Origin of the sequence: Blastomonas sp., from assembly GCF_041747255.1 — a bacterium.
Classification (GTDB): Bacteria; Pseudomonadota; Alphaproteobacteria; order Sphingomonadales; family Sphingomonadaceae; genus Blastomonas.
In genome coordinates this window covers 1-9,375 of the sequence record NZ_JBGTFM010000036.1, presented here as the reverse complement: position 1 = coordinate 9,375, position 9,375 = coordinate 1, and the positions used below count along the sequence as shown (strand labels likewise).

The 9,375-nt window shown below is 61.2% G+C and carries 11 protein-coding genes; 10 read left to right on the top strand and 1 reads right to left on the bottom strand.

What is annotated here, in order from left to right; all coding sequences use genetic code 11:
- The 5 genes from ACEW8G_RS01285 to ACEW8G_RS01265 all read left to right on the top strand — a co-directional run.
- On the top strand, positions 1 to 192 hold a 192-nt coding region (locus tag ACEW8G_RS01285; RefSeq protein ID WP_373486640.1), incomplete at its 5' end, for a hypothetical protein.
- Between the two features lie 290 nt (positions 193 to 482).
- The gene (gdhA, locus tag ACEW8G_RS01280) at positions 483 to 1,838 is read left to right on the top strand and encodes an NADP-specific glutamate dehydrogenase (protein WP_373486639.1); all 1,356 of its coding nucleotides are present in this window, start codon (positions 483 to 485) and stop codon (positions 1,836 to 1,838) included.
- A 247-nt stretch (positions 1,839 to 2,085) separates the two neighbouring features.
- Entirely contained in the window at positions 2,086 to 2,559 is a 474-nt protein-coding gene (locus ACEW8G_RS01275) for an ATP-dependent zinc protease (RefSeq protein ID WP_373486638.1), read from the top strand.
- Positions 2,560 to 2,569: 10 nt separating this feature from the next.
- Positions 2,570 to 3,475 carry a 30S ribosomal protein S6--L-glutamate ligase gene (gene rimK / locus ACEW8G_RS01270; protein ID WP_373486637.1) on the top strand — a complete coding sequence of 302 codons (906 nt, stop codon included), beginning with the start codon at positions 2,570 to 2,572 and terminating at the stop codon, positions 3,473 to 3,475.
- Between the two features lie 309 nt (positions 3,476 to 3,784).
- Complete coding sequence (locus ACEW8G_RS01265) at positions 3,785 to 4,246, top strand: DUF5063 domain-containing protein (RefSeq protein ID WP_373486642.1); 462 nt, start codon at positions 3,785 to 3,787, stop codon at positions 4,244 to 4,246.
- Positions 4,247 to 4,447: 201 nt separating this feature from the next.
- On the opposite strand, the gene ACEW8G_RS01260 is transcribed toward ACEW8G_RS01265, so the two are convergent.
- Positions 4,448 to 5,050 carry an HNH endonuclease gene (locus ACEW8G_RS01260; protein WP_373486636.1) on the bottom strand — a complete coding sequence of 201 codons (603 nt, stop codon included), beginning with the start codon at positions 5,048 to 5,050 and terminating at the stop codon, positions 4,448 to 4,450.
- A gap of 160 nt (positions 5,051 to 5,210) precedes the next feature.
- Here ACEW8G_RS01260 and gluQRS point away from each other — a divergent pair, with 160 nt between their 5' ends.
- From gluQRS to egtD, 5 genes are all read left to right on the top strand, one after another.
- Entirely contained in the window at positions 5,211 to 6,104 is an 894-nt protein-coding gene (gene gluQRS, locus ACEW8G_RS01255; protein ID WP_373486635.1) for a tRNA glutamyl-Q(34) synthetase GluQRS, read from the top strand.
- A complete protein-coding gene (locus tag ACEW8G_RS01250; RefSeq protein ID WP_373486634.1) occupies positions 6,101 to 6,322 on the top strand; it encodes a hypothetical protein in 222 nt (73 codons plus the stop codon). The genes gluQRS and ACEW8G_RS01250 overlap by 4 nt, the downstream gene beginning before the upstream one ends.
- 34 nt (positions 6,323 to 6,356) lie before the next feature.
- A complete protein-coding gene (locus tag ACEW8G_RS01245) occupies positions 6,357 to 6,920 on the top strand; it encodes a cob(I)yrinic acid a,c-diamide adenosyltransferase (protein WP_373486633.1) in 564 nt (187 codons plus the stop codon).
- 110 nt (positions 6,921 to 7,030) lie between these two features.
- Complete coding sequence (egtB, locus tag ACEW8G_RS01240; protein WP_373486632.1) at positions 7,031 to 8,248, top strand: ergothioneine biosynthesis protein EgtB; 1,218 nt, start codon at positions 7,031 to 7,033, stop codon at positions 8,246 to 8,248.
- Between the two features lie 59 nt (positions 8,249 to 8,307).
- The gene (gene egtD / locus ACEW8G_RS01235) at positions 8,308 to 9,264 is read left to right on the top strand and encodes an L-histidine N(alpha)-methyltransferase (protein ID WP_373486641.1); all 957 of its coding nucleotides are present in this window, start codon (positions 8,308 to 8,310) and stop codon (positions 9,262 to 9,264) included.
- Positions 9,265 to 9,375: the final 111 nt, after the last annotated feature.

The window sequence follows — 9,375 nt, the reverse complement described above, 5'->3', positions numbered from 1 at the left end:
CGAGGACATCCCGATGTCGCTGCCCGGCCCGATGGCGCTGATGCCAAGCCGGATGATGCGGATGAATCAGCCGCGCAGGACGATGCACCGCGCGGTTCTGTATCGGGTCTGGTCGCCGATCTTGCGCCAGACGATGCCATTACGGGCGGCAATGACGCCGCTGATTCGCCCGATAGCGACCCTAAGGATTGACTCTAAAGCCCCGGTAAATGTGCATCGTTTTCCGGCGAAGCCAGGAAACCAGAGCGGCCACCGCACAATCTGACTCCTGGGCTCCGGCGTTCGCCGGAGAGCGCTATTGGTCGAACAAGGGGCACACTTGACCCGCCGAGCATGCGGCACTGCCTCCTGCGCCAATTTGCACTATCGCTGCGGCCAATTTGCGTTAATGTTCGCGCAGAAAGCCGAGCGAATCAAAAGAGTTCGCCGCTTTCTTGCCGGGTCGCGCCGTTCGCAGTCTTACCTAAAGAGGGGGCACACCCATGGCCGTTACTGATCACGTTGACCTGCCGACATTCATGGAGGGCGTCAATCGGCGCAATCCCAACCAGCCTGAATTCGTCCAGGCGGTGCAGGAAGTCGCCGAAGACATCTTCGACTTCATGGCAGACAAGGTTCAATATCACGAGCAGCAGATTTTGCGGCGCATTGCCGAGCCCGACCGCGTGGTCTCCTTCCGCGTTTGCTGGGAAGACGACAATGGCAACATCCGTGTGCAGCGTGGCTGGCGGGTGCAGAACAACAACGCCATCGGCCCGTACAAGGGCGGCATCCGGTTCCACCCTTCGGTCACCGAATCGGTGCTCAAGTTCCTTGCCTTTGAACAGACCTTCAAGAACGCGCTGACTGGCCTGCCGATGGGCGGCGGCAAGGGCGGATCGAACTTCAACCCCAAGGGCAAGAGCGTGCGCGAGATCATGCGCTTTTGCCAGAGCTTCATGACCGAATTGTATCGCCACATCGGCGCGGATGTCGATGTGCCCGCAGGCGACATCGGCGTGGGTGGCCGTGAGATTGGCTATATGTTTGGTCAGTACAAGCGGATCACCAACCAGTTCACCGGCGTGCTGACCGGCAAGGGCCTGGAATGGGGCGGATCGCTGATCCGCACCGAGGCGACCGGCTATGGCGCGGTGTATTTCCTCGCCAATATGCTCGCGCACAAGGGTGATGATCTGGTCGGCAAGACTGCAGTTATCTCCGGCTCCGGCAATGTCGCCACGCATGCTGCGGAAAAGATCGTGCAGATGGGCGGCAAGGTGCTCACCCTGTCCGATTCGGGCGGCTTCATCCATGATCCCGATGGCATCTCGCAGGAGAAGATCAACTGGGTGAAGGAACACAAGACGCACCGGCGCGGCCGCATTGAAGACTATTGCGCCGAGTTCAAGTCCGCCACCTTCCATGCGGATAAGACGCCGTGGAGCGTGCCGTGCGATGTCGCGCTGCCGTGCGCCACGCAAAACGAGCTGCTCGGCGACGATGCCCGGATGCTGGTCAAGAACGGCTGCATCGCGGTGTCGGAAGGCGCCAACATGCCGACCGATCTGGACGGTGTGCACGTGTTCAAGGACGCCAAGATCCTTTACGCGCCCGGCAAGGCCTCCAATGCCGGCGGCGTTGCGGTCTCCGGTCTCGAAATGAGCCAGAACTCCGAACGACGCGCGTGGAAGGAAGACGAGCTGCAGCAAATGCTGAAAGACATCATGATGGGCATCCACAACAGCTGCCTGACCTATGGCGACAACGGCAAGGGCTATGTCGACTATGTGAAGGGCGCAAATATCGCGGGCTTCAAAAAAGTCGCCGATGCGATGCTGGCGTTTGGGGTGGTGTGAGTCGCCTTCAAAGATGAATGCTGAAATAAGGGTCGTCACCGGCAAGTGGCGGCCCTTATTTATTTGGGTCTACTGCTGGCCAAGACCCAGGCGCGCCCGCTGCGGAAAATTATTGAGTACCGGTAATCGGCGTGAATGGGGTCACTACAGCGTGTTCGTCTGCTCGGTCGCTGAATGAGCCCTCCTGCGGCACGTCTTTGCAAACCAGTTTGACGAACCCCGCTTTGCTGCTAGGGGCGCGGCCATCATGGTCAAGTCCCGCAGTCCAAGCGCGCGCCGCCCGAACAGCCCGATTGATATCGGCTGGGCGGAATGCGTTGATTTGCCTGATCTTGGCCTGTCGCGGATCAAGGCCAAGATTGACACCGGAGCCGCCACATCTTCAATCCACGCGACGCGGGTAAAGCCGGTTGCGATCGACGGGCAGTTGCAGGTCGAGTTCTGGTTCCGCGCGCACCGGGGGGAGTCTGCGCGCAGGTACCGCGCGCCTGCGGTGGAGCAGCGCCGCATCAAAAGTTCAAACGGTTTGATTGAGCTGCGATATGTCATAGAAACGACGATGATGCTTGGTAACATGCGCTGGAAGGGGCACATGACATTGGCCAACCGCACCACCATGACGTTTCCTATTTTGATCGGACGCCGGGCACTGAGGCGTGGCTTCCGCGTCGATTGCGCACGCAAATGGGTATTCGGCCTGCCGCAGGAAACCGACCGATGAGGACCGCCCGATGAAAATCGCCATGCTGGCGCGCAACGCCGATCTGTATTCGCACCGCAGGCTGTGCGAGGCCGCAAGGGCGCGCGGGCACGAGATCGACGTGCTCAACACGCTGCGGGTGACGATGAACATCACTTCGCACCGGCCGGGCGCGCAATATCATGGCGAACCTCTGTCGGGCTATGAAGCGGTGATCCCGCGCATCGGTGCATCGATCACCCAATATGGCCTCGCGGTGCTGCGTCAGTTCGAGATGATGGGGGTTTGGTCGCTGAACGAAAGCGTCGCCATCGGCCGCTCGCGCGACAAGCTGCGTTCGATGCAGATCTTCGCCAAGCACGGGCTCGGCCTGCCGGTCACCGCTTTTGCGCATGACCCCAAACAGACCGACGAGGTGCTGAAAATCGTCGGCGGCGCGCCGGTGGTGATCAAGCTGCTCGAAGGCACGCAGGGCATCGGCGTGGTGCTCGGCGAGACCGAGAAATCGGCCAAATCGGTGATCGAGGCGTTTCGCGGCGCCAATGTCAACATTCTGGTGCAGGAGTTCATCAAGGAGGCCGATGCCAGCGACATCCGCATCTTCGTGATCGGCGGCAAGGTGGTCGCATCAATGATGCGCACCGGCGCGAAGGGCGATTTCCGATCCAACCTGCACCGGGGCGGCAGCGCCAAAGCGATCAAGATCACGCCAGAGGAACGCTCGACAGCCGTACGCGCCGCAAAGGTAATGGGGTTGAACGTCGCAGGCGTCGATATCTTGCGCTCCAATCACGGCCCGGTGATCATGGAGGTGAACAGCTCGCCCGGACTTGAGGGCATCGAAGGCACCACCGGCAAGGATATCGCCAGCATGATCATCGAGTTCATTGAGCTGAACAGCAAGGCGGGCAAGACCAAGACCAAGGGCAGCGGCTGAGGGGTGGTCGATCCTCGATGTAAGCTCTGACGTGCTGGAGTTGGGCTATGCCTTTTGCTTGCAAAGGGTTCGTCTATTTACAAAACTTCTAACGCATTGAAAATAAGTAAATTATTAGTGCGTCTGCTCGTTAGCGAAGACGTTGTCTCTAGAATGTGGGATTTTCTCCTCAGATGCGGACCTTTCAGCGTTTGAGAAACGTTGTCTGCAGACCGTCAGGTAAAAGTGCACCGTGACGTGATTGCGAAAGACTAATGATGGGTGGAGTTCCGTCATTGCGCTGACCGGAGCAATGCGCGACACTTGCGTATGGCGAATCCAACTACAGTCGCAATGGTCTCTGCAATCAATGCATACTTGGCGTTATTGAAAGAGGAGCCGGACAGCGAAATCCGCCGGCTTGCTAAACTGTGCGAGGCGCTCGACTGCCTTGTGGTAGAATATCATCGTGCGCCTAATGTAGAACCAGATACGTTAGTCGATTTACCATCGGTTCCTTATGAGCCACTCGCTGCGCGCGCGTCAGCTTCATTCCCGGAACTCGGTCTCTATGCGGTCGTCGATCCCATCCAAGGGATGGATCAGGAGGTGACGCTGGGTGATGCAATTGACGATCTCGCCGACATTGCGCGAGATTTATCTAGCGTCCTACTGCTTGTCGAAAATGGCGCAGTGAACGACTCCATTTGGGAGTTTCGCTTCGGCTATCAGACCCACTGGGGCGTGCACCTTCATCAGCTACGGGGATACCTGCATTCCGTTATGCACTGATCAGGGCCAACGTCCGCCCTGGGGTCTCTTGCTGAATGACATCTCTTTTGCGGATACGTGCATAGCCGACAATACCAATCACGCTTGATCCTAGCTAACCCATTGCAATCATTATTAGGAAACCTTGGGGACATGCACCCAATCCCCGCTCACTCTGAATCTGTCGAAGGCCTTGCGCAATTACCCCGGCTGTGACCTGCCTCAAGCCTCCAGCTCGACATCCCAATACAGCCAGTCGTGCCAGCTATCGTGCAAATAATTGGGCGGGAAAGCCCGCCCACGTTCCTGCAGCTGCCAGCTGGTCGGGCGGATCGGCGGCACCATCAGCCGCATCCCCGCCTGCGCGGGTGTTCGCCCGCCCTTGCGCATGTTGCACGGCGCGCAGGCGGTGGCGACGTTCTGCCAGGTGGTGCGCCCGCCCAGCCGACGCGGGACGACATGATCAAACGTCAGATGATGCGGCGATCCGCAATACTGGCAGATGAACCGGTCGCGCAGGAACAGGTTGAAGCGGGTGAAGGCCGGGAATTCCGATGGCTTCACATATTGCTTGAGCGCAATCACCGACGGGATTTTCATCTGCACCGTGGGCGAGTGCACCTCACGCTCATAGGTTTCGACGACATCCACCCGGTCAAGGAAGATCGCCTTGATCGCGGTTTGCCAGGGCCACAGGCTCAAGGGGTAATAGCTCAGCGGCGTGTAATCGGCATTCAGCACCAGCGCAGGGCAACTGTCAGGATGTCGGGCAACATCCGGGTTGGGCTCGCGGATGGCCCTTTCAATCAAATCGGGATGAAACATGGTTGGCTAAAACCCTCTCCCATTCGGTAGTGTGAACTCTATAAACCCCGAAACGTGACAGGCCAATGACAAGATTTTCGGTAAATCAGCATGGGCACGCGGGACAGGTCAAGTGGGCTTTGACACAATATATGGTGATAAGTTGACCGCCGGGGCGCATATGCTGGTTCTGCCCGCTGGGCACCCGCCAGTGCGCACCCGCTTTGCGCCCAGCCCTAACGGCGCGTTGCATCTGGGCCATGCCTGGGCCGCGCTGTGGGCGCATGATTTTGCGCGCAACCATGGCGGCACGTTCCTGCTGCGGATCGAGGATATTGACGGTACGCGTGTCCGCGCCGATCTGGTCGCGGCAATCCTTGATGACGTGCGCTGGCTGGGGCTGGACTGGGATGGCGACGTGCTGTTCCAATCCGCGCGGTTGCAGGCCTATGCGGCCGCGCTGGCCACATTGCAGGCGCGCGATCTGGTTTACCCCTGCTTCTGCACGCGCAGCCAGATTGTAGCAGCGGGAGCCATGCCCGGCCACGACGGACTGGTCTATCCTGGCACCTGCCGCGCGCTGCCGCTGGCCCAACGCGCCCGACGCATGGCGTTTGAGGCGCATTGCTGGCGGATCGACATGGGCAAGGCAATGGCGCTTGTCGGTCCGCTGACGTGGCATGATCTGGCGGCGGGCACGCAGGTCGCGCGCCCTGAGCTGTTCGGCGATGTCGTGCTGGTCCGCAAGGATGCGCCCGCCAGCTATCATCTCGCGGTTACGGTTGATGATGCGCATCAGGCGATCAGCCATGTCGTGCGCGGGGCGGACCTGTTCGCGGCAACCCATGTTCAGCGTCTGTTGCAGGCGCTGCTGGGGCTGCCGACGCCCGACTATCTGCACCATGGACTGCTGATCGGCGCAGACGGGCGCAAGCTCGCCAAGCGTGAGGCAGCGCCCGCGCTGGCGGCATTGCGCGCGCGCGGCGAGGATGGCGCGGGGTTGATCGAGGCATTGAGAAAAAATCGCCTGCCTTCTGGCATTTTGCTGGCGGAGCCCTCATATACCGGCTCATGAACATCATCCTTATTATTGTCATTGTCGTCCTCGCGGCGCTTGTGCTGATCAGTCTGGTGCGCGGCCTGATCGCGTTCATTCAAATGACTGAGCAGGACCTCAAAACGCCCGGCGTCGGGCGCAGCCACCAGATGCAGAACAAGATGATGTTTGCGCGCGTCAAATATCAGGCGCTGGCGATCATCGCGGTCGCCGTGCTGATGATGGTCAACCGCTGATCGCGGCTGAGACGGCGCGCGAGACATCATCATCATGGTCAAACTCAACAAGATCTACACGCGCACCGGCGATGACGGCACGTCCGGGCTGGTCGATGGGTCGCGCGTTTCCAAACACGCGCCGCGCATGGTCGCCATCGGCGATGTCGATGAACTCAACAGCGCGCTTGGCCTCGCAGTGATCGCACTGGGCGACAGCGTCTTCGCCGCCGATCTGTTGCGCGTGCAAAATGACCTGTTCGATCTGGGCGCGGACATTGCCACCCCGGGCGACGATTTCACCCCGTCAGAAATGAGTCTGCGCATCGTGTCCAGCCAGGTCGACTGGCTGGAAGCGCGGATCGATGCGATGAACGACGCGCTGCCACCGCTCACCAGTTTCATCCTGCCCGGCGGCAGTCCGGCGGCGGCGGCGGTGCATCTCGCGCGTGCGATTGCGCGGCGCGCCGAACGCTCGTTAGTCGCGGCCAGCGTGGATGCATCCATTAACCCTGCAGCGCGTATCTACATCAACCGACTGTCGGACTTTCTGTTCGTGCTGGCGCGGCGCATCAACGATGGCAACGACCCCTTGTGGGTGCCGGGCGCATCGCGATAGGCTGTAATGATCAGGTGCCCAAAGCACCTGTTTTGAGGGGATGTCCGATTTCCAGCCCGACAACCGTCGCTGACCCCGGCCAAGTTTCCGCTCCGGCTCCAGCCGCGTCGTTGCAAGATCGATATAACGATATTCGCGCGCTCACGCTGGCACTGGCCGGGCCGTTGTCCGATGCCGACGCCACGGTGCAATCGATGGACGACGCCTCCCCCGCCAAATGGCACCTGGCGCACACCAGCTGGTTTTTTGAAACCTTCATCCTGCGCGATATGGTGGCTGACTATCAGGCTTTTGATCCCGCCTTCCACTTTCTGTTTAACAGCTATTATGAGGCGGAAGGCCCGCGTCATGCACGCCCGCGTCGCGGAATGCTGACCCGCCCGTCGCTTGACACCGTCCGCGCCTATCGCGCGCATGTCGATGCGGCGATGGATGCGGTGTTTCCGGCGCTCGATACTGCCTCGCGCAGCCTGGTCGAGCTTGGCCTGAATCATGAGCAGCAGCATCAGGAGCTGTTGCTGACCGACATTCTGCACCTGCTTGCGCAAAGCCCGCTGCATCCCGCGCTGTGGCCAGCGGAGCCGCAAGCCATCGCAGAAGCGTCGCCGATCGACTGGATCGTCGGGCCGGTCGGTCAGGTCGAGATCGGTCATGCGGGCGCGGGCTTTGCCTTCGATTGCGAGGGCCCGCGCCATGCGGTGCTGCTCACCCCTTATGCGCTCGCCAGCCGCTCCGTGACCAATGCCGAATGGGCGGCGTTCATCGCGGATGGCGGCTATGATGAGCCGCGCCACTGGCTCGCCGATGGCTGGGCCTGGGTTCAGGCCGAAGCCATAGGGGCACCACTTTATTGGCAAGAGGATGCCGATGGCAGCTGGCAGCAGTTCGGTCTGGACGGGCTGCGGCCGCTCGATCCGCACGCGCCGGTCTGCCACATCAGCTTTTTTGAGGCCGACGCTTATGCCAGCTGGGCCGGGGCACGGCTGCCGACCGAGATGGAATGGGAGGCAATCGCCGCGCATTTTGATGCGGATGGCGGTTGCCAGCTTGATGATGCGGGTCCGGTGCGACCGCGCGCGGATGCCGCCGGGCATCTGTTTGGCAATGTGTGGCAGTGGACCGGCAGCGCCTACCGGCCCTATCCGGGGTTCAAGCCTGCATCGGGCGCGGTCGGCGAATACAACGGCAAGTTCATGAGCGGCCAGTTCGTGCTGCGCGGCGGCAGCTGCGCCACCCCGCGCGGATCGGTGCGCGCGAGCTATCGCAACTTCTTCTATCCGCACCAGCGCTGGCAGTTTACCGGCCTGCGTCTCGCCAAAGACCTGTAACCAATAGTCCGACAGGAGAGCCTCCCGTGTCCCCCAGCACTCAGACCGTATCAACGCTCATGCCAGACGCGGACGCCGCCGACCCAGCCTTCGCCGCCGATGTGCTCGCCTGTTTTCGCGGGCGTCGCCGCGCGATCCCCGCGCGCTGGCTGTATGATCTGGCCGGGTCCGAACTGTTCGAGGCGATCACCAACCTGCCCGAATATTATCCCACCCGCACCGAGACCGCGCTGCTGCAGCGTTACAGCGGTGAGGTGGCAGAGCATGGCGGGGCGGGCCGCGCCGTGGTCGAATTCGGCTCGGGCTCATCGGTCAAGACCCCGCATCTGCTGCGCGCGGTAAAGCCTTCGCATTATGTGCCCATCGATATTTCGGGCGATTTCCTGCGCGAATCCGCCGATGCGCTGGCAGCGGACTTTCCGTCGCTCGAGGTGCTGCCGGTTGAGGGTGATTTCATGCACCCGCTGGCGCTGCCCGATGCAGTCGCGGCGCTGCCCAAGCTCGGCTTCTTTCCCGGATCGACCATCGGCAACATGGTCGCGCGCACCTCGGTCGATCTGCTGCGCTCAATGCGCAACACGCTGGGCGAGGGCGCGTTGCTGTTGATCGGCATGGACCGGATCAAGTCACCCGATATCCTGGTCCCCGCCTATGATGATGCGCAAGGGGTGACCGCGCAGTTCAATCTCAACCTGCTGCACCGCATCAACCGCGAACTTGAGGGCGACATTCCGGTGGACCGGTTCGCCCATGTCGCGCGCTGGAATGACAGCTATGCGCGGATTGAGATGCACCTTGAGGCGCAGGCCGATGTAGCCTTCCAGATCGCGGACGAGCGCTTCAGCATGGCGAAAGGCGAGACGATCCACACCGAAAACAGCCACAAGTACGGCCCCCGCGATGCGCGGCTGCTGCTACGTTCGGGCGGCTGGACGATGTGTCACGAATGGACCGACCCGGATAACTGGTTCGCACTGATTTTGGCTGAGGCAAAGCCTTTTCAGACCGCGCCCTGACCGGGCTATTCAGCCACCGTCACTTCTGCGACCCACAGGCGCGGCCACTCCCACACGCCGCGGCATTCGCCCATGCCGTGCATCTCGCTCAGGCGGAACCGGCTGCCATCC

Coding starts and splice junctions, on each gene's coding strand:
- ACEW8G_RS01275 (WP_373486638.1), top strand. CDS start 2,086: ATGGTCAAGTCCCGCAGTCCAAGCGCGCGCCGCCCGAACAGCCCGATT.
- egtD (WP_373486641.1), top strand. CDS start 8,308: ATGCCAGACGCGGACGCCGCCGACCCAGCCTTCGCCGCCGATGTGCTC.
- ACEW8G_RS01260 (WP_373486636.1), bottom strand. CDS start 5,050: ATGTTTCATCCCGATTTGATTGAAAGGGCCATCCGCGAGCCCAACCCG.
- rimK (WP_373486637.1), top strand. CDS start 2,570: ATGAAAATCGCCATGCTGGCGCGCAACGCCGATCTGTATTCGCACCGC.
- ACEW8G_RS01265 (WP_373486642.1), top strand. CDS start 3,785: ATGGCGAATCCAACTACAGTCGCAATGGTCTCTGCAATCAATGCATAC.
- gdhA (WP_373486639.1), top strand. CDS start 483: ATGGCCGTTACTGATCACGTTGACCTGCCGACATTCATGGAGGGCGTC.
- ACEW8G_RS01250 (WP_373486634.1), top strand. CDS start 6,101: ATGAACATCATCCTTATTATTGTCATTGTCGTCCTCGCGGCGCTTGTG.
- ACEW8G_RS01245 (WP_373486633.1), top strand. CDS start 6,357: ATGGTCAAACTCAACAAGATCTACACGCGCACCGGCGATGACGGCACG.
- gluQRS (WP_373486635.1), top strand. CDS start 5,211: ATGCTGGTTCTGCCCGCTGGGCACCCGCCAGTGCGCACCCGCTTTGCG.